This is a genomic window from Variovorax sp. Soil_C_12, from assembly GCF_057657375.1.
Map to the genome: position 1 here is coordinate 326,002 of NZ_JBDGIO010000007.1, position 18,430 is coordinate 344,431.

Sequence of the window (18,430 nt, forward strand, 5' to 3'; positions counted from 1 at the left end):
CCGAGATGACTACGAAGTCGAGACCACTGGCCCGCGCATTCGCTCTGGCGCTGGTGTTGGCATTGCCGCTGCTGGTGGTCCACGCACAGCCGGCCAGCCCATTCCGCATCGGCTTCCTCTGCGCCAACGACGCGAGTCCGGTCGACGAGGCGCTGCGACAACTCGGCTACGTCGAAGGCCGGAACGCGGTGTTCGAGGTCCGCACGACGCAGGGGCGGCCGGATCGCGCGCGCGAGCAGGCCGCCGATCTCGTGCGCGCCAAGGTCGACGTCATCGTCGCCTACACGAACCTGCATGCCTTTGCCGCCAAGCAGGCGACCAGCACGATTCCGATCGTCGTGGGGTTTGCCCACGGCGCGGTGGCCACCGGCCTCGTTCCCAGTCTGGCACGCCCGGGCGGCAACGTGACCGGCATCGAGAGTCTGGCGCCCGAGCTGGACGTGAAGCGCATGGAGCTGCTGAGGCAGATCGTGCCGGCGTTGTCGAGCGTCGCCGCGCTGTACAACGTCGACGATCGCGGCTCGCTGGTGCATCTGAAGCACACGCAGGAAGCGGGACGCGCTCTCGGTGTTCGTGTGGTGCCGCTCGGAGTACGAACGGCCGCGGATTACGACAGCGTATTCACGCCGATCGCCGGCGATCCGGTCGGCGCGCTGCTGATGTTCAACGACTACCTGACTCTTGCGAACTGGAAGCGGGTGGCGGATTTCGCGCTCGCCAGTCGCACGCCGACGGTGTGCGCGTTCCGCTTCCAGGCACACGACGGATGTCTGGTTTCGTACGGACCCATCTCCGACGAAATCACCAAGCGCGTTGCCCATCAGGTCGACCGCATCCTCAAAGGGGCCAAGCCGGCCGACATCCCGTTCGAGCAGGTCACGCGCTTCGAATTGGTTGTCAATCTGAAGACCGCCAGGGCACTCGGGATCTCGATTCCAAGCTCAGTGCTGCTGCGCGCGGATGCGGTGATCGAATGAACTCCACCCGCCGCACCAACCGTCTCGAGCGCGAGACCAGCCCCTATCTGCTGCAGCACGCGTTCAACCCGGTCGACTGGTATCCGTGGGGCGACGAGGCGTTCACCAAGGCGCGCAGCGAGGACAAGCCGGTACTTCGAGAGCACGCGCGTTAGCGCGTGACCGCAGCGGGTGACTCGCACCGACATGCTTTAAGCGGTCGACCGCGAGTGACGGTTGATGGCCGCCAGTGTGAGTACGAGGCGGCGCCAGGAAGCTGACTTTTGGTGCGATTGCCCTGGCGGCCAAAGTCAGCTCGCGGCATCCCCCAGCGAAAACCGGTGGCGGCCACAACGTGCCGCTCGCTAGAGTCATCCAATGCGGGCGATGTGAACGCAGCGCGCTGGACATGGGCGAACGATGAGCGTCTACTTCAAGCGGGCGCCGGCTTGAACGCGGCGCTATCGGTGCAACACCGCTTGCTTTTCGGAACGCAAAGGAGACTTCGATGCCTACGATCGTCGCCCACCACAAGGTCAAGGATCAAAAGCACTGGCTGGCCTCGCCCAAGCGCAAGGAATTCTTCGAACTGATCGGCGTAACGAACATCCGCACATTCATCAACCCGACGGATCCGACCTCCGTGGCGTTGATGATGGACGTTCCCGACATGGAGAAGTTTGGCGCCGCGATGCAGTCCAAGGACGCGGCCGATGCGATGGCCCATGACGGCGTGCTGCCCGAGACCGTGGTGGTGTGCATCGAAGCCTAGACAGGCGCTGCCGATCCGGCGGCCCGTTCTTGCGGTGGCGTCCGGGTTGTGGTGAGTGCTGCTAACCCGTCGAGCGGGACGTTGACCGTCGGCTTTATGGCGATTGACCTGGGCCGCGTCGACTTCCGGTTTGGGCCGTCAGCGTAGTTTCGGCTGATCCAACTGCTGACGGACAGAGTCGATCCGAAGTCGATCAGGGCCGGCAGACCATGAGCGACCGCTTTGGAGATCGGTCGCGTTCGACCGGCCGAGGCCCTGTGGCGGCTGTACTTTGAAACCTGCCGTTGGCGCGGCGATTTCCTGATCGTTCGTATGACCGGAAATGGCCCGCATGCTGCCACAGCGGCCCCGGTTCAGTCGTCATCGTCCGCCAGGCCGAGCCAGTCATCAATTCATCGGTGCCCCCCGAGGCCGACAGTTTGGAACGCGTCGGCTTCAGCGGTGGTTGCTCGAACTCCAAGCAGTTCGAGCGCTTCATTGATGGGCGAGCTGGATGCGGGTGTTCAACGATCCTGCTGCAGGTGTACGATGTCCGCCCTCCATCAGTGCAAGGAGAACGGTCATGTCACATCGCCAATGGCTGTCAGCGCGGCCCGCCATCCTGTGCACTGCCGTGCTCGGCATGGTGCTGCTCACCGCCGCCTGGCCCGTCGCGCTGCGCGCGCAGGTGCTGATCAGCGGGACGAGCACCAACCCGGACGGCGGCAACCCGAACGACCCGCTGGCCGTCACCGCGTGCAATGGCGCCCCGCAGACCGGCGTGGTCTATCGCAACAGCGAGGCCGAGCCGCACCTCGCGGTCAACCCCACCAACCCGAGCAACATGATCGCCGGCTGGCACCAGGACCGGTGGAGCACGGGCGGCGCGCAAAGTCTCGGCGCCGCGTTCACGACGGACGGAGGCTTGTCGTGGCAGCAGGTGGTCATTCCGTTCACCCGCTGCTCTGGCGCCGCGCCGGGCTCGGCCGGCGACTACGAACGCGGCTCCGATCCGTGGATCAGCTTCAGCCCGAACGGCACGGCGCACTACATGGCGCTCGTCACCGACAGAACGGTCAACGCGAACGCCATGGTGGTCGCGCGTTCGACCAACGGCGGGGCCGCGTGGTCGGCGCCCGTCGTGATTGCCCGCTCGCCAGCGCAGGACCCGACGTTGCGCTCGCTGTTCCACGACAAGAACACCATCACGGCCGACTCGTTCGACTCGAACCTCGTATACGCCACCTGGACGCTGTTCCGCACCGGCGTCACTTCGGTGGTGTTCTCGCGTTCGACCGACGGCGGCTTGACCTGGTCGCCGCCCATCCCGATCGCGACCATGGGCAATACGGCGCCCGCCGAGCACGCGGTGTTCCGCCAGGGCGCGCAGATCGTCGTGCTGCCGGACCGGTCGCTGGTGAACGCCTATTTCCGCATCGTGTTCGACGAAGCCAGGCGCCGCGTCACGTTCGAGCAGGCGGTGTTGCGCTCGACCGACCAGGGGCGCCACTGGAAGCGCGTCGACTCGCGGGTGGCCTCGTTCGCCAGCATCACGGCGGTAGACCCGGAGCTCGGCATCCCCGTGCGCGATGCGCAGGAACTGCCGAGCATCGCCGCCAACCGCGCGACCGGGCAGCTCTACATGGCCTGGCAGGACGGCAATGCCAACAGCGCGGGCTTGGCGGGCGTCGTCGTCGCGCGCTCGGATGACGGTGGCGCCACGTGGTCGACGCCGGTACGCGTCAATCAAGCCACGAACGCCTCGGTCCAGGCTTTCCTGCCGGTGGTGGCGGTGAACGCGCAGGGCATGGTGGGCGTACTCTTCTACGACTGGCGCAACGACGTACTTGGCGACGCACCCTTGTCCACCGACGTGTTCCTGTCGCTGTTCGACGCCAACCTGAATTACCTGGGCGAGCGCCGGCTCACGCCTCAGTCCTTCGACACGCGCCAGATGGTGTTGACCGGCGCACGTGGCTATTTCCCCGGCGACTATGTCGGGCTCGCCACCGTCGGCGTCGACTTCGTTGCGGCATTCACAGTCGCGAACAACCTGGGCTTGCCGGTCGCCTTCCCGCAAAACAACAACGGCGTATTCGTCGACAGCCATGACCGCCAGAGCATCCTGTTCGTCAGGTAGCCTAGCGAACGGTCGGTCATGGCCGGAAGCTGAATCTACTTCACTCCAACAGGGAGATTTTTGGCCCACCGAGGGTAGGTTTTGAGTTCAGCGTCCAGCGGCACCGACGCGGTAGCGCCCACGCGCCCACGCGCCCACGCGCGAGCATCGTAGCCGTGGCCTCCCGAATCTTCCAGCTGGCGCGCAGGCACTCGACATCGTATGAGCGAAGACATGCTTCCTCGACCTGTAAAGAGACCGTGTTGACGAACGTGCTTCTGGCCAACTGCCGCAGCGCCCCGAGCCAATGGAAAAGGAATGCGGTGGCGGTCAGCAAGAAGGCAAATATGGTTAGCCTCCAGCGAGATGGACGAGGCATTCACCGCTCTCCCTTCAGGATAGTTGCTGTTCCTGGTGCCCACCGGTTGCGTCCTTGAAATTCTGACCTGAACGCGACCGTCCGGTATTAGCCCGCATCCTGCCACATCCTCGACGGCTCTGCCGGGCCCTTAACGGTCGCTCGCCCCGTCCTCAAAGCGGACGCCAACTCGGACTGCGCGCAACGAAAACATTGCGCAATCGTCGCTGAGGCGGCCCCTCATCTTGAGGATAGAACGTCAGTCGTTATACGGCAGTTCGTGCACCATCTTCTCCAGCCGATCCGCGAACAGCTTCCGACGTTCATCGTCACCCTTGATTTCCTACAGCGTCGCCGCAATGCCACGACTGAACGCGTCGACCAGTCCGCGGATTGAGAGCATGACCAAGTGTTCTACATCGCTTGTTTCGGCAACCTCCGGTAGAAATTCGTCGCCGTAGCCAATCTGGCGTTTGACCAGCCGCCGGCTTCAGGCCGGGCAGCTTCCCTCGCGCGGCGTGCGCAGCAGTGGCCGGCCGGCGGCGCGGCCGGTGACTTCGCCGCCGTCCACCGCCAGCTCGCCGTTCACCAGCACCGTCGTCACGCCCTGCGACAGCAGCGTAGGCTGCGCATAGGTGGCGCGCGCCGCGTAGCGCGCCGGATCGAACACCACCACGTCGGCGTGGTAGCCGCTGCGCAGGTAGCCGCGCTTGGTCAGTCCCAGGGTGTCGGCCACTTGGTCAGTGCTGGCGCGCACGAAGCGGCCGAGCGAGATCACCTTTTCCTTCGCCACATACTGGTCGTACTTGCGCGCGAAAGTGCCGTAGGCGCGCGGATGGCCTTCCGACGAATCGGAGGAGGTCATCACCCACGGCCGCTTCATGAAGTTGCGCACGTCGTCGTCGGTCTGGTTGAAGGAGGCGATCGCCAAGTCGGCCTCGCGCAGCACCGCGATGGCGGCGTCCACCGGATCGCCGCCCTGCGCCACCTCGGCCAGCGTGCGGCCGATGTATTTGGTGTTCGGGCCGGCCGAGAACAGGATCGCCTCCGGCCCGCCGCGCAGGCGTAGGTTCTCGCGCATGTCCTTGCGCAGACGCTCCTGCAGCGAGGCGTCGTCGAATCGCTTGAGCATCGCGGCGCGGCCGCCGTCCACCGCCCAGCCGGGCACCAGCGCGGCCGAGAAGCGGGTGCTCGATGCGGTCCACGGGTACTGGTCGGCGGTTATCGCCAGGCCGCGCTTCTGTTCGGCCTCGATGCGGCGGATGATGTCGCCGCTCTGGCCATGCACTGCCACGCCCAGCGCCTTGATGTGGGCTACGTGCACCGGCAGCCTAGCTTCGTGCCCGATGCGGATCACCTCGTCGATCGAGCCCTTGAGGCCGATGTTGTACATGGACTCGTCGCGGATGTGGCTGTCGTACAGGCCGCCGTGGCGCGCCGCGACCTTGGCCAGCTCGATCACCTCCTCGGTCCGCGCGAAACTCTGCGGTGCATAGAAGAGCCCGGTTGACAGGCCGAGCGCGCCTTCGCACATCGCGCGCGAGACCTGGGCGCGCATGGCGTCCAGCTGCTCGGACGTCGGCGCGCGGTTGGCCTCGCCGAGCTGGCCGGCGCGCACCGGCCCAAAGCCGACGTAGATCGCGGTGTTGGTGCCGGCGCCGTTGTCCCTCAGCCGCTGCGCCTGCGCCGCGATGTCGGCGCCGCCGAAGCCGTCGCTGCCGATCACCGCCGTGGTCACGCCCTGGGTGAGGAAGGGCACGTTGAGCCGGCGGCGCGCGTCGGCCTGGAACAGGTCGCGGTCGGCATGGGTGTGCGGATCGATGAAGCCCGGCGCCACCACCTGGCCGCGCGCATCGATGCGCCGCTTGGCCACGAAGCGATGCGGCGCAGCCCGGCCGACGAAGACAATGCGGTCGCCGGCAATGCCGACGTCGCCCACCTGCGGCGGCGCGTCGTCGCCGGTGAAGATGGTGCCGCCTTCGATGATTAGATCGAGCGCGACAGGTTCGTCGACGGCGCGCGCCGACACGCCGAAGGCCAGGGGCAGTAGCGCCGCCAGCACGGCGACGCTGCGACGGAGCGGGAAGCGGGAGATGGCGACGGGCATGGCGATGGAGTGCGCGTTGGAAGTGGGACGGCGCCCAGTCTAGAGGCGCCGCCGCGCGCGCGGCCATTACAAATGGACCACCGGCCATGCCCTCAGGGCATGGTCAGCACAGGCCCTCAAGCCACCATGCCGTCGCCGCCACGATGCCCATCGCGCTGCGGGTCGGCGCCGCCGGTGAGCCAGGACTGGCCGCCGAGCTGCGTGCGGACGATGGTGCTGATGCCGTGCGCCAGCTCTCCTTGCGGACGACACCATCCTCGACGAAATGATCAGCTTCGGCCACAACGTGTGGGCGCCACTCGTCAAACAGATTCCCCTGGGCTGCTAGTAGTGGCTAACGGTGTCAGGCATTGAGCGGTTGCGTGCAAGGGTCATTGCTTGAGGTACAGCGTCGCCCTTTAGCGAAAACAGAGAACCATGGGGAACTTCCGGTTTTGGCTGCGGATTCAACCGGTCGATGCAACACATTCGCTGAACATCTCAGCGGGTGTTTGGAAGCCGAGCGTCTTGCGCGGCCTCTCGTTCAATTGTCTCGCGATCGCGTTGAGTTGAAGCTGTGAGAACCCTGAGATGTCCATGCCCTTCGGCATGTACTGCCTGAGCAATCCATTCGTGTTCTCGTTGCTTCCGCGCTGCCACGGGTTCTGCGGATCGCAGAAGTACACCTGAATGTCGGTGGCCAACGTGAACTTCTTGTGAGCGTGCATCTCCGTTCCTCTGTCCCAGGTCAGTGACTTGTAGAGCTCCTGTGGCAGCTTGCGAGCGTTCTTGATGAGTGCGTTGACGACGGTCTGAGAGTCCTTGCCATCCAGCTTGATCAACATCACATATCGCGTCTGGCGCTCAACCAGCGTGGCGATCTGGCTGTTGGCGCTTCCAAAGAGCAAGTCGCCCTCCCAGTGGCCGGGAACTGCTCGATCTTCAGCTGTGGCTGGCCGCTCGCTGATGGAAACGGCGTCGACGATTCTTGCGTGGTCGTCTGTCTTCTGCGTGTGATTGCGCGAGCGGCGCATGCCCCGGGTGCGCCTGAGATGCTGCAACAGCTCCTTCTTCAAGGCCCCGCAGGCTTGAATGAACCGGCTGCGGTAGATGGTCTCGTGGGACACGTGGGAGGTCTCGTCGCACGGGTAAGTATGCTTGAGCCACCCCGCAATCTGCTCCGGAGACCATTGCAGTCGAAGTTTCTCCGTGACGACGCGTGCCAGGTCCCGGTTCTCAGCCAGTCTCAGCGCTTGGGCCGACGAGCCCGATCCCATGCTGCCTGGTCGGCCTGGGGCGCTCGATAGCATTCCGGACCACCATTGCGCTTGATCTCGCGGCTGATCGTGGATGGAGCTCGCCCGAGGATCAACGCGATCGAGCGAATCGAGAAGCCAGCCGCCATGGCACGCGAGATCTCCTCGCGCTCGGCCAGCGTCAGCGCCATCGATGAACGGCTTCGCTCAGGCGGCCGAATGCCGCCAGTACGCGACAGAATTCCCTGTACCGATGCGTGTGGCCGATTGAACAGCTGAGTGATCTGATGGAGGGTCCATCCCTGCCTCCATCGCTCCCACATCAATGCCTTCTGGCTGTCTGTGTAGTAGGTTCGCGTCCGGTACGCCATCTGCAACACTCCTTCTGCCTACGCAGTTTTTAATGTGTTGCATCGACCGATTGAATCCGCAGCCGACTGCCGAAGTCTAGTCGGCAACCCGGAGGGTTGGCACTTCGGCTAGTCGGGGCAAGGCCACAAGATTGCGCCCGCCAGGCGGCGCATCCCGACCGCCCAGGCGCCGCCCAAGTCGCGGCTCGCCTGTTCGGAGGGCAACCCAGCGGCACGCCGCACGGCGTCCGGGTTGCGCGATTCACTTCCCTTGTTAAACACGGGCTGGTCCCCCCGAGGGGGTGAACAAATCGTCAACTCCGGCCTAGGCGCCGAGATCACCCAATCCGCAAAAACGGCCAGGGCTGTCAACCCCAGTTCTGAGCTTGAACTCCATCCAGCGACGCCTACACTTTCGCAACCACGGGCATGTCCATCTCGACGACCGCCGTCGTCGTCCTGCCAGCGTGAGCCCCGGCTCGAGGTCCGCCGCACATTCGAGTCGTCCACCCTGCGGCACCTCAGTTGGAGGTCGAGCCATGAAAGAGCTTGTTCCCTCAGCCGCGCTCGGCACGGGCCGCCAGCTTGCGCATCGGATGGCCACCTGCGCCGTGGCTGCCATCGGTTTGATGGCGACAGCGATTCCCGCATCGGCCGACCAGAACCCACGCGCAGATGGCGACCGCGGATCGCGCAAGGACCCGCCGACGCTCCTGGCGACGCCGCCGCTGTACTGGAACAACCTCGAGAGTTTCATCTGCTCGGTCGCGAACGTCGGCACGGCACCTCAGCAAGTCACTGTGACTATGCACACGGAGTTCAGGCTCATCGGCGGGGGAGGCCCCTTTCCGGATATCGTCGAGAACATCACCCTGCCGCCAGGGCGCATCCGGTCCTTTGGATTCAGCGTCCCGAGAGTGGTGCCTTTTCCGACGGGGAACTGGTGCGTTTTTGAATCGGCAGACACGAGCGTGCTCCGGGCGAGCGCCGCGATCCGGGATGGAGATCGCATTCTCAGCACCATAGTGGCTCAGTGAAGCCCGTCGGTATTTGCCTGCACCCCGACTCCACTTCGCCGCAGATCCGAGTCAGTCCCGATCGCGGCAATTCAGATGGAGACCCGATTATGAACAACCTGATTCTTTCGGCAGCACGACGCACAAAGCGCGGGTTCGCTCATCGGGCCGCCGCATGCGCCTTGGCGGCCATCGGATCGATGGTGACATCGATTCCCGTCTCGGCCGACCAGAACGAGGGCGATCCCCAACGCGCCGGCGGCGCGGGCAAACGGGCGCCGACGGTCCTGGCGACGCCACCCTTCTTCCTGGAGACCAATCTCACTGGCGCGTGTGCGCTCTTGAACCTTGGCACCGTCGCCAGGGAAGTGACCGTCACCTACCACACGGAGGAGACTCAGCCGGACGGCACCCCCATTCCGGACGCCGTGATCACCGTCACGATCGAGCCAAATCAGGAGCGCGCCTTGAGATTCGGCTTCGGCATGAGCAGATCACTGACGCCGGTGCCGGCCTTCTGCAAGTTCCAATCGACGGACACCAGCCTGCTCAGGGGCGGCGGCTATGCCGCCTCGGACTTTCAACGTCCTGCCCGAGCCGTAGCGGCAGAGTGAAGACTAGCCGGTCCGAGGTACAGGGCGGGAGCATGACCTATTTGCGCCATGGCGCCCGCGCATGACGGGGGCCGCGGCGCTGAGTGCACGCGCTTCAGGCCAAGCGCTCACAGAACCAGCAGAAGTTGTGTGCACCGCGCCGCGAAGGTCGAATCAGGGCGAATGAGCCTGGTGAACGAAGGCCGGTGCTGGCCGTCACTTGCCGTTTGGCCTAATGGCCGCGACTTTGCACACCGCGTCATTCTTGTCGTAGGTCGTCCACGTTCCGAGTTGCGCTCCGCGCTCAAAGGAGCTCTGCCAGCTTCAAACGACACAGCGCCGAAGAACTCAGAAGTCGAACGTTCAAGGTCGGTCTTTGCAAACACGCAACGCGCCTTGACGGAAGCTCGAGATAACGGTCGACAACTTTGGACATGACCACCGAGGCCACGAACTCGGAAGGCCAGACCGGCTCCTGCCGCACCTGCGTCAAGCCCTGCGAGCGTCCATGAACGTCAAAATGTAATACAAATTGACTAGTTCAGTATCGCGGCCGTCAAATGGCCAAGGCCACCCGCCTCGCCCTGGCCTGAAACCACCAACGAGACCCACATGAACTTCGTCCACTGGTGTGTGAGCCTCCAAGCCAGCCTGGCAACCTTGGCGCGTAGCAATCAGGCTTTCAAAGTTCCCATCTGAGCGGGTGCCTGCTCAAAGGAGAGATGACATGCCCAAGGTGGTAATCACAGCGCAGATTGAAGACCCGGACAAGTGGGAGAAGGGTTTCCGGACCCACGGTCCGCTTTTCAGGAGCCAAACCGTAACCAAGCCAATTAGTTTCGCGACCATCGCTGGCAATCAAGTCGCGGTGTGCGCCGAGCCCGATGACTTGGACGCGTTCATGAAGGGCATGGATTCCCCCGCGACGGCTGAAGCCATGGCCTTCGATGGCGTAAAGAGAGAAACCGTCAAGATATTCGTCCTGGACAAGGAATTCGAGGTCTAGTGAGCGTCTCGCGCGGAGATATTGAACACGCGCTCGCCGTTGGGCATCGCCATCGTGCCGGGACGCTCCGCGCGGGCGGTTGTGCAAAGCGGCTCCTGCGCCTCAGGTCGCGGACTGGATGCAGTGCGCATAGCAGCCGCTTGCAATCCTCGAGTTCGAGGAGCTGTCTCGCGTGGGGCGCGCCTCGCAGTGCAAGTCGCGCATGAGATTGCGGCATGCGCTCCGATGTTGTCCCTCCTGCGTTCAGGCATCGTCCTTCTCCGGCTCGTGACACGCCAAAGTCCGGTGTTGGCCGACTCTAGCCTCTCACAGCACAGACGCGCTTTTGAGAACCCTCACGCCACTTGGGGCGCCAAGCGATGACGCCCTCCGTCCGCGCCCGCACCTCCGGGTCGGCCAGACAGGTAGCGACTGCTTCGTAGCCGGGAGCACCCGGGTAGGGGGCAACCCGCGTTGGAGGGCTGTGATTGGCAGGGCAGAGGATGATGGCCTCGTCAGCGCCTACGGCTGCCAAGTCCAGAATTGCACAGGAACGCGTGAGCAGGAAGAGGGGGCGGCTGTCGGACCTGCGGCGACGCAGATTGACGACCAGGGCCTGCTGTGTAGCTGAATCCAGCCCCTGCTCCACCATGTCGACGACCAGGGTGGCCGGGCCTTCGGCTTCCAGTCCGGCAAGCAAAGCGATTAACGCGTCGGACACGGTAGCGCCGTCCTCGACAAGCCAAGCCAGCGTCTGATTGACGCGCAATCTGAGGGCCGGGTCAGCGTCCAGCCGCGCCGTCGTGCCGCTGTCCCCGAGCCGCTCCAGACCCAGGAATGCAGCAGCTGGCAGAACCTCGGCCAGGCGCAGGGCTAGCCGAGTCTTGCCGCTGCCCAATGGACCGACGATGTAGTTCAGCGGCCGGATGTCGCGCAGCTTGAATAGTTCGCCACCCCAGGGCCAGGGAAGTTCGAATTCGATGCTGAGCTCAGTGGCCGACTCCCGCAAGCGCGTTAGCTCTTCAACCGTCGGCTTCTTACCCCGGTCGAGATTGGCGCGCAGGCCGCGCACTTTCTCAATGGTGTCCGCAAGTTGACGAACGCGACCTTCGAGCACTGCCTGATGTGCGGCCAAGGCGGGCTCCAGACCCTCGGCCTCGCCTTCTAACACTCCCGCCACTTGCGCAAGGCTGAGGCCAAGCGCGCGCAGGGCCACAATGTCAGCGCCACGCTGCATCTCGGCAGGGCCATAGGACCGCCATCCGACCGCGTTACGAACAGGGCTCACCAGGCCGCGCTGCTCGTAGAGACGCAGGGCCTTGGCAGAGACGCCGAGCCGGTTGGCGGCCTCCGCAGGGCTCAGGAATCGAACGGAAGCGTTCAAGAATCACCTCATGATTTGACCAAACACTGCCTTTGTAAAGGCGGCCGCAGGGGCCGGGTCAAGTGAATCTTGGGTCCGCTCTCGTCTGAGTTCCGCCATGGCAATTCCAACGCGAGTGCCTTTGCTAGCGAACTCGCCTCATCGCTGGTGAGGCGCCGAATGGGGTCGGTCATGAGATTGGAATCGGAGGGTGGTGGCGAAGGTCGGCTGCAGGCGAGGAGGGCCGGCGGTCAAAGCGCCCCGCAGCCTCTCAACGTACGACCTCGTCGGCGCGCAACAAGAGGATACTGGGCACCGCGACACCGACCGCAAGGGCAGTCTTCAGGTTAATCAGCAGTTCGAACTTTTGCGGCTGCTGGACCGGGAGGTCGGCGGGCTTGGCGCCCTTGAAGATCCGGTCGACGTAGCCGGCGGCGCGGCGCGCCAGCGCGGCGATGTCCGCCCCGTACGTCAGCAAGGCGCCACCGGCATGGTGGTAGCGCTCCACGCCGATGGTCGGCAGGCGTGCCTGCGTCGCTGCGGTCACCAGTTCGGCGCTCGAGTAGACATGCCAGGGCGCTGGGAGGATGAACAACGCGTCGGTGCGGGTGCGCCCTAGTGGCGGGATGACAGCCGCGATGTCCTCGACACGGTTCAGCTCGACCCGCCGGATGCGGAGGCCGAGCCGAGGCGCCAGCGCCTCGATCTGCGTCAGCTCGTTGCGGTTGACCACCCAGTCGGGCATCCACAGCACCGCGACCTCGCGGGCCTGCGGCAGCAACTCGCGCAGCAACTCGAACCGCTTGCCGTGCAGCTCGTCGTCGACGGCCGACATGCCGGTGAGGTTGCCCCCGGGGCGCGCCAACGACGGGACCAGGCCGCTGATGACCGGATCGCTCACCCCTGAGAACACGATCGGGATTGCGCTCGTCGCACGCTTCGCGGCCATCGCCGCGCCGGTGGTAAGACAGAAGAAGAGGTCGACGCCGTCCGCCACCAGTGCGGCGGCGTGCGCGTCGAGACCCTCCGGCTTGCCCCCGGTGTCCCGCCAGTCCATCACATAGTCGCGGCCCTCCTCGTAGCCCTGCTCGCGCATGCCGGCGAAAAAGGCATCGAAGACCGGCACGGCGCCGGCGCTTGGCCGCGGAAAAAACGAGATGTAGCCGATGCGCCGCGGGCGGTCGGCTGGCCAGACGCCAAGCGCGATGCCGGCTGCCGCACCGAGCACGATGAGCCGGCGTGCAAAGCCGTCCGGACGCGGATTCATGCGCCGAGACTATCTCCGAACCGCCCTCACCGCAAAGCGGGTGCGGGGCGACGGAGCGCTCAGCTGGTCGGGGTGGTCTTCGCAGATCTAGCCGCGGCCTTGGCACAACGGGCAGCTCGAACGTTAGGCCGTCGTCTCGGAGATGGGTGCTGGCTATGGTGTCGGCTTGCGGGCTGCCGGCAGTTAGGCCATTCGCCGGGCCCTTCCGGCAGGTTGCGCATCTCAAGCGAGCTGACTGTCAGGCTCCGCGCCAGAGAAGCGCTGCTGCGCCTTCTCGCGTGACAGGCGCCTTATGGAATAGGAGCATAGGGCGCATGAAGGTCAAGGAATGCCCGCTACCTTCGCCAATGATGCGGCCCTGAGCTGCTTATTCGTTCGCCTGCGTCCGCTTTGCGGAGTCGAACTAAGGTCGGCGTACGTCTGCTCCGGTGAAGGGTTGTCCGACACCTGCCCTTGGGGCGCACAGGCGGCGGCACGACAACGGGTTGAGGGCAGGTGTTGGATAAGCCCCCAGGGAGGAAACCGCGGAATTCAGCGCAGGACTCAGTGGGGCGCGAACCTATGGCGATTCGAACTTCGATGCGCGCATTGCTGGCGACGAGCGAGCTGATCAACGGGGTGAGAACGGCCCCCACAGGCCGACAGCAAGGTGCGGCAGGCCAAGGGCCTCGACGCCATGGCTCAGGCCAGCCAGCGCATCGGCCTGGACAACGACGAACTGGTGGGTGTGCCGCGCCGCGCAAAGCGCTGAACATGGCCAACCGGAAGGCATCGAGCGGGGCGCCCGTCCTGCCTCGCATCGTCCTGGTCGATGCGAACGTGTTCTTTGCACCTCGCATGCGCGACCTGTTCATGCACCTGCATGCGGCGGAAGTGTTTAGGCGGAATGGACGCGCAACGTGATCGCCAAACAGAATGCGGACCCGCAAGCCATCCAGGACTGCCTGGAGGGCATGCGAGCGGCCGCCGAAGGCTGGGAAGTGGCCAGCTACGCGAAGCACACCGGCCGATTCGAGCTCGTGGACGCAAAGGACCGCCATGTCGCCGCAGCGGCCTACAAGCTCTCGCTGGATGATTGGCCAAGCCAACCGGTCGCCCTCGTCACCCAGAACATCAAGGATTTTCCGCAGCGCGCCTTCAAGGACACGCAGGTCGTCCGCTACGCCATGGCAGCCTATCTTGAAGGGCTGCACGCAGAGGCGCCGGACCTGGTGGCAAAGCTGGCGGAAGGCTGCCACAGGAAACTCAAGGCCCCGAAACTCACCCGCGAGGAATACGTCGCTGTCCTCATGAAGAACGGTTGCCAGGGACTGGCACAGGCACTTGCGAATCGCTGGTCGGTCGAGTGCCCGATGTGGCGAAGGATGGCGCGCTGCATTACGCCGCGGAGAGACGTTTTCGGAAGCCCAAGACAAGAAGCCTGGCAGCCGAAAGCGGTGAAGGCCTCTGCGGTGGCTGGCTGGGTCCTGCGCTCCGGGCTATGCGCCTTGGCTTCGCTTCGTCGCCGGTGGCCCCGCCCGCGCGATCTCGATATGGCCAGCGCCTTCCTACTGCCTGAGCTCAGCCCCGGATGTGGGTCCCTACGGTGTCCTGCGGACACCCGGCTGCGGGGTGGCCGTCGCCGATGATGGCGGCCATCTCGACGACCCGCAGGCACAGCTCGACCACGTTGCGGTCGAGCTTGTCGCCGGCACGGATCAAGCCGAGGTCGACGGCGGCGTCGGTGAAGCGCGCGACGGGGTCTCGTGCCCCACCGACCCGATCGGCGTCCTCGTTCTCGGCCGCGTCGATGCGCTCGATGCTGGAAAGAAAGCCCATGCCCATTTGGTTGCTCCTTGCATACACGTTCAGCTTGGCTGCGGCGCGTCCGCACGGGCCTTGCCGGTGCGCTCTGCGAACCAGCCGGCGTACTGGGTGTTGCGCACCAGAGGGCGGTTGAGGTCCGGCGCGCCGTCGGTCCACCAGACCTGGCCGCGCTCGCCCAGGGCGAGCTTGGCGGCATCGACCTGATCTCGGGCCTGGCGCAGCGCTGCGGCTTCGCCGCTGCGCCGGGCTGCCGCCACCGCACGGCGTGCGTCCATCGGCCGGTCGACCAGGTACTGGCGCTCCTCGCGCGCCAGACCCGGGTTGGCGGCGCGCCACAGGCGCCCGCGCACGACGAGGTAGCGCCCGTCGGGCGTAAGCGGGTATTGCTGCGCCGGGGCCGGTTTGTCGTTTGACGGCTGTGTCACGCGGTCGAGCCGTCCGATGCACGGCGCAATGCGCCCAGCTGCCGAGCTTCCTCCGCGTCGCGCAGGCTCCTGGCCGCGCGGGCGGCCGAATACTCGACGAAGAGGGTGTCGATGGTCCTCGCCCACTGCTCGGCGGCCATCCGTCGGCCCTCTGCCTGCAGGTTGCTCTTGAGCCTCGACTCGGCGCCTGATTGATGCTGCTGATCGGAAGGGCGGCGGGCGGGAAAGGCTGGAACGGCGACGCCGGCCCGGCGAAGGATGGTCGCTTTCTGGTCCGTGGTGAGCATGGCGGTCTCCTGCAAGCGCCGTTCCAGCTTTGCTCCGTCCGGAAAAACGGCGCCGTCGGTGATTTCTGATTCGCCTTGTCGGCCGGCCGGCTCACCTGTGCGCCGGGCAGCCCGATCTTGAAAAAGTAAGGGCCGATCGGTGAAACGCAAGGGCCGCGGCGATGTGCACAGCGGTGCCTGATGCGGGCGCCCCAGCGGCCGCGCCGCTGTCGGGCTGCTCCAGGTTCGCGCCTGCGCGCTCATCCCCTTCGGGGACGGCCTGCGGCCGCCTTGCGCATCCCTGGCGCAGGGGCTGCGCCCCTTGAACCTCCATTGATCAGACCTGCCTGCGGCAGGTAGCGGCGCTCGCCGCGCGGCGGTTCCGGTACGCGTCGACCTCCTGCAGGGCTGCCGTTTGCCTGAGTCCTTCGCCTTGTCCGGTGACGCTGCGCCCGCGCTGCCGGGGGACCGGCTTCGCCTGCAAGGGGGTGTTCATAACGCTGGCGCGTTACGAAGGCTTCCCCCTTGCTCCCCCGTCATCGCGGTCGCTGTCGTTCACCGGGCGAAGAACTCAGGAAAACGGCGGCCAGCTCCGGGTAGGAGGCCGATGCGAACCGGAACCCTTTCACCAAGGGCTCTGAATCTAGGAACCCGGCATGTCTTCAACTTCAACTGCAAAGGAAACCGAAATGACTGTGATTGCCAAGCCGAAGAAGGCTGCTGCATCGCGTGCCCACCAGACGGGGAACCAGGCAGCGGCCGGGAAGATCGAGGCGCCCGTGGCGGCGGACCTCGCAGGGCGTGATGTGCTGGTGCCGCTGGACCGGCTGTTCATCAGCGAAGCGAATGTGCGCAGGGTGCACCACGCGGAAGGGATCGTGGAACTTGCCGCGCTGATCGAAGCGCAGGGGCTGCTGCAGCGCCTGAGCGTGGTCGCCGTGTCCGATGGCCGGTTTGCCGTGGTGGCGGGCGGCCGACGCCTGCGTGCCATGCAGCTGCTCGCGCAAAGCGGGCGCTGGTCGGCCTCGCAGTCGGTGGAGTGCAAGTGCTACGACGATGCAGACGCGGTAGAGGTGTCGCTGGCCGAGAACTCCGGGCGCGAGGCCATGCACCCGGCCGACCAGATGGAAGCCTTCCGCACGCTGGTGGAGGAGGGCCTGACGGTGGCGCAGGTCGCCGGGCGCTTCGGCGTCAGCGCGCTGACGGTCGAGCGGCGCCTCAAGCTGGCGCGCCTGGCGCCCCGCTTCATTGCCATGTACCGGGCCGACGAGATCGAGCCCGAGCAACTGCAGGCGCTGGCCCTGGTGGACGATCACGCAGCGCAGGAAGCGATCTGGGATGGCCTGCCGTCCTATGACCGCGATGCGTGGACCCTGCGGCGCCTCGTCACCGAGCAATCCTGTTCGGGCGACAGCCGGCTGGCCCGGTTCGTGGGCATCGAGGCCTACGAGGCCCGGGGCGGCGCCGTGCGAAGAGATCTTTTCGCGGAAGCGGGCGATGCCTCCAGCGTCTACCTGGACGACCCGGTGCTGTTGCAGGCGCTCGCCATGAAGAGGCTTCGCAGCCTCGCCGAGGAAGTGCGGGCGGAGGGCTGGGGTTGGGTGGACTGCCTGACCGATGGCGACCACCTGGCCCTGCGCCGCTACGGGCATGAAGTCCAGGCCGAGCGGGCGCCGACGCCCGAGGAAGCGCAAGCCATCGAGGCGATGGAGGCCGAGCACGCGGCCCTGTCCAAGGCCTACGACCAGAGCGAGGAGGCCTCGCAGGACAGCGACCCCGGTCCCGATGCGTACGAGGTTGAGGAACAGCGGCTTTCGGGTGCGCTGGATGCGCTCGATGAGAGGCTCGATGCCGCACGCGCTGCCCTCCAAGCATGGACGCCCGAGCAGATGGCCCGTTCCGGTGTGCTGCTGCACATCGATCACAGCGGGCGGGTCGTAGTCCATCGGGGCCTGATCCGGCCCGAGGACAAGAAAGCAGCGCGAGCAGCGAACGCAACCGGCGGCACGGCAGGGGAGGGCGATGGCGGCGATGCATCGAAGGGATCGACCGGGAGCGCCGACGACGGCAACGAGAACGCCAAGAGAAGGCCCGAGTTCAGCGAGAAGCTGATGCGCGACCTGACGGCGCACCGGACCGCCGCCCTCCAGGCCGCGCTGATGCAGAACCCGCATGTGGCCCTCGTGACGCTGGTGCACCGCATGGCGGAAACCGTGTTCGACCAGTACAGCCGGGGCCATGACGTGGTGAAGATCCATGTGCGGGTGACCGGCGACTACACGCTGGCCGAGCACGCGAGCGACTATGCGCACTCGCCCGCCGGCGTCCTGCTCGGACAGGCGGCCACCGAATGGGGCGACCGCATCCCCGGCGATTCGGAAAGCCTGTTCAGCTGGCTGCTCGGCCAGGCGCAGGGCACGCTGCTCGAACTGCTGGCCTACTGCACGGCCCGCAGCATCGATGCGGTGACTGGCCACGAACGCAGCCATGACCAGAGCGATGCGATCGCCGAGGCGCTGGGCGTGGACATGGCCGACTGGTGGGTGCCGAGCGCCGCGAACTACCTCGGCAGCGTGAGCAAGGCCAAGGCGCTCGAAGCGGTGAAGGAAGCCACGGGCATCGATTCGACCAAGACCGTGGCCGGGATGAAGAAGCCCGATGCGGTGGCACATTGCGCCAGCCAGCTGGAAGGCTCGCGCTGGCTGCCCGCCCCGCTGCGAGCCCGAAGCGCACAGCCGCTCACAGCCGAAGACATCGCATAGCACCGATGGCGCGCCGCCGACGCTTGGTGTGACGTATGGGCGGCGCGCTGACTCTCTTCGATCCATGGAGG

The 18,430-nt window shown here is 65.7% G+C and carries 15 protein-coding genes and 1 pseudogene; 9 read left to right on the plus strand and 7 right to left on the minus strand.

Features of this window, described 5'->3' with window-relative positions:
- Positions 1 to 5: 5 nt before the first annotated feature.
- The 4 genes from AC3A6X_RS20925 to AC3A6X_RS20940 all read left to right on the plus strand — a co-directional run bounded on the left by AC3A6X_RS20925 (position 6) and on the right by AC3A6X_RS20940 (position 3,847).
- On the plus strand, positions 6 to 977 hold the full coding sequence (locus AC3A6X_RS20925; RefSeq protein WP_487843995.1) for an ABC transporter substrate-binding protein: 972 nt from the start codon (positions 6 to 8) through the stop codon (positions 975 to 977).
- Positions 974 to 1,132 carry a DUF255 domain-containing protein gene (locus AC3A6X_RS20930; protein ID WP_487843996.1) on the plus strand — a complete coding sequence of 53 codons (159 nt, stop codon included), beginning with the start codon at positions 974 to 976 and terminating at the stop codon, positions 1,130 to 1,132. Before AC3A6X_RS20925 ends, AC3A6X_RS20930 begins: the two co-directional genes overlap by 4 nt.
- Positions 1,133 to 1,464: 332 nt before the next feature.
- Positions 1,465 to 1,728 (plus strand): hypothetical protein, encoded by a 264-nt coding sequence (locus tag AC3A6X_RS20935; protein ID WP_106559146.1) that lies wholly within the window; start codon positions 1,465 to 1,467, stop codon positions 1,726 to 1,728.
- A 622-nt stretch (positions 1,729 to 2,350) separates the two neighbouring features.
- A complete protein-coding gene (locus tag AC3A6X_RS20940) occupies positions 2,351 to 3,847 on the plus strand; it encodes a sialidase family protein (protein WP_487843997.1) in 1,497 nt (498 codons plus the stop codon).
- Between the two features lie 827 nt (positions 3,848 to 4,674).
- Here AC3A6X_RS20940 and AC3A6X_RS20945 read toward each other — a convergent pair.
- Together AC3A6X_RS20945 and AC3A6X_RS20950 are read right to left on the minus strand one after the other, a co-directional pair.
- A complete protein-coding gene (locus tag AC3A6X_RS20945) occupies positions 4,675 to 6,291 on the minus strand; it encodes an N-acyl-D-amino-acid deacylase family protein (RefSeq protein WP_487843998.1) in 1,617 nt (538 codons plus the stop codon).
- Between the two features lie 446 nt (positions 6,292 to 6,737).
- A pseudogene (locus AC3A6X_RS20950) lies at positions 6,738 to 7,897 on the minus strand (IS30 family transposase).
- Positions 7,898 to 8,415: 518 nt separating this feature from the next.
- On the opposite strand from AC3A6X_RS20950, the gene AC3A6X_RS20955 reads away from it, so the two are divergent.
- From AC3A6X_RS20955 to AC3A6X_RS20965, 3 genes are all read left to right on the plus strand, one after another.
- Positions 8,416 to 8,913 carry a hypothetical protein gene (locus tag AC3A6X_RS20955; protein ID WP_487843999.1) on the plus strand — a complete coding sequence of 166 codons (498 nt, stop codon included), beginning with the start codon at positions 8,416 to 8,418 and terminating at the stop codon, positions 8,911 to 8,913.
- A gap of 89 nt (positions 8,914 to 9,002) precedes the next feature.
- Positions 9,003 to 9,506: a hypothetical protein gene (locus AC3A6X_RS20960; RefSeq protein WP_487844000.1), complete on the plus strand. Its 504-nt coding sequence runs from the start codon at positions 9,003 to 9,005 to the stop codon at positions 9,504 to 9,506.
- 706 nt (positions 9,507 to 10,212) lie between these two features.
- Positions 10,213 to 10,491, plus strand: coding sequence for a hypothetical protein (locus AC3A6X_RS20965; RefSeq protein ID WP_487844001.1), 279 nt, complete (start codon positions 10,213 to 10,215; stop codon positions 10,489 to 10,491).
- A 298-nt stretch (positions 10,492 to 10,789) separates the two neighbouring features.
- Here AC3A6X_RS20965 and AC3A6X_RS20970 read toward each other — a convergent pair whose 3' ends face one another.
- Both AC3A6X_RS20970 and AC3A6X_RS20975 read right to left on the minus strand, forming a co-directional pair.
- Positions 10,790 to 11,854: a MerR family transcriptional regulator gene (locus AC3A6X_RS20970; RefSeq protein WP_487844002.1), complete on the minus strand. Its 1,065-nt coding sequence runs from the start codon at positions 11,852 to 11,854 to the stop codon at positions 10,790 to 10,792.
- A 250-nt stretch (positions 11,855 to 12,104) separates the two neighbouring features.
- Positions 12,105 to 13,100, minus strand: a complete 996-nt coding sequence (locus tag AC3A6X_RS20975; RefSeq protein WP_487844003.1) for an ABC transporter substrate-binding protein — start codon at positions 13,098 to 13,100, stop codon at positions 12,105 to 12,107.
- Between the two features lie 899 nt (positions 13,101 to 13,999).
- Here AC3A6X_RS20975 and AC3A6X_RS20980 point away from each other — a divergent pair.
- Positions 14,000 to 14,728, plus strand: coding sequence for a hypothetical protein (locus tag AC3A6X_RS20980; protein WP_487844004.1), 729 nt, complete (start codon positions 14,000 to 14,002; stop codon positions 14,726 to 14,728).
- On the opposite strand, the gene AC3A6X_RS20985 is transcribed toward AC3A6X_RS20980, so the two are convergent.
- The 3 genes from AC3A6X_RS20985 to AC3A6X_RS20995 are packed head-to-tail and all read right to left on the minus strand — an operon-like array spanning position 14,661 to position 15,618.
- A complete protein-coding gene (locus AC3A6X_RS20985; RefSeq protein WP_487844005.1) occupies positions 14,661 to 14,918 on the minus strand; it encodes a hypothetical protein in 258 nt (85 codons plus the stop codon). The two genes, AC3A6X_RS20980 and AC3A6X_RS20985, sit on opposite strands and share 68 nt — an antisense overlap.
- 29 nt (positions 14,919 to 14,947) lie before the next feature.
- Positions 14,948 to 15,331, minus strand: a complete 384-nt coding sequence (locus tag AC3A6X_RS20990; protein WP_487844006.1) for a hypothetical protein — start codon at positions 15,329 to 15,331, stop codon at positions 14,948 to 14,950.
- Positions 15,328 to 15,618, minus strand: a complete 291-nt coding sequence (locus tag AC3A6X_RS20995; RefSeq protein ID WP_487844007.1) for a hypothetical protein — start codon at positions 15,616 to 15,618, stop codon at positions 15,328 to 15,330. The genes AC3A6X_RS20990 and AC3A6X_RS20995 overlap by 4 nt, the downstream gene beginning before the upstream one ends.
- Positions 15,619 to 16,286: 668 nt before the next feature.
- Here AC3A6X_RS20995 and AC3A6X_RS21000 point away from each other — a divergent pair.
- A complete protein-coding gene (locus AC3A6X_RS21000; RefSeq protein WP_487844008.1) occupies positions 16,287 to 18,359 on the plus strand; it encodes a ParB/RepB/Spo0J family partition protein in 2,073 nt (690 codons plus the stop codon).
- Positions 18,360 to 18,430 lie beyond the last annotated feature (71 nt).

Excerpts from the sequence above, each read along its gene's own strand:
- AC3A6X_RS20995 (WP_487844007.1), bottom strand. The coding sequence starts at position 15,618 with ATGCTCACCACGGACCAGAAAGCGACCATCCTTCGCCGGGCCGGCGTC.
- AC3A6X_RS20985 (WP_487844005.1), bottom strand. The coding sequence starts at position 14,918 with ATGGGCTTTCTTTCCAGCATCGAGCGCATCGACGCGGCCGAGAACGAG.
- AC3A6X_RS20930 (WP_487843996.1), top strand. The coding sequence starts at position 974 with ATGAACTCCACCCGCCGCACCAACCGTCTCGAGCGCGAGACCAGCCCC.
- AC3A6X_RS20955 (WP_487843999.1), top strand. The coding sequence starts at position 8,416 with ATGAAAGAGCTTGTTCCCTCAGCCGCGCTCGGCACGGGCCGCCAGCTT.
- AC3A6X_RS20965 (WP_487844001.1), top strand. The coding sequence starts at position 10,213 with ATGCCCAAGGTGGTAATCACAGCGCAGATTGAAGACCCGGACAAGTGG.
- AC3A6X_RS20975 (WP_487844003.1), bottom strand. The coding sequence starts at position 13,100 with ATGAATCCGCGTCCGGACGGCTTTGCACGCCGGCTCATCGTGCTCGGT.
- AC3A6X_RS20945 (WP_487843998.1), bottom strand. The coding sequence starts at position 6,291 with ATGCCCGTCGCCATCTCCCGCTTCCCGCTCCGTCGCAGCGTCGCCGTG.
- AC3A6X_RS20940 (WP_487843997.1), top strand. The coding sequence starts at position 2,351 with ATGGTGCTGCTCACCGCCGCCTGGCCCGTCGCGCTGCGCGCGCAGGTG.
- AC3A6X_RS20935 (WP_106559146.1), top strand. The coding sequence starts at position 1,465 with ATGCCTACGATCGTCGCCCACCACAAGGTCAAGGATCAAAAGCACTGG.
- AC3A6X_RS21000 (WP_487844008.1), top strand. The coding sequence starts at position 16,287 with ATGACTGTGATTGCCAAGCCGAAGAAGGCTGCTGCATCGCGTGCCCAC.
- AC3A6X_RS20960 (WP_487844000.1), top strand. The coding sequence starts at position 9,003 with ATGAACAACCTGATTCTTTCGGCAGCACGACGCACAAAGCGCGGGTTC.
- AC3A6X_RS20925 (WP_487843995.1), top strand. The coding sequence starts at position 6 with ATGACTACGAAGTCGAGACCACTGGCCCGCGCATTCGCTCTGGCGCTG.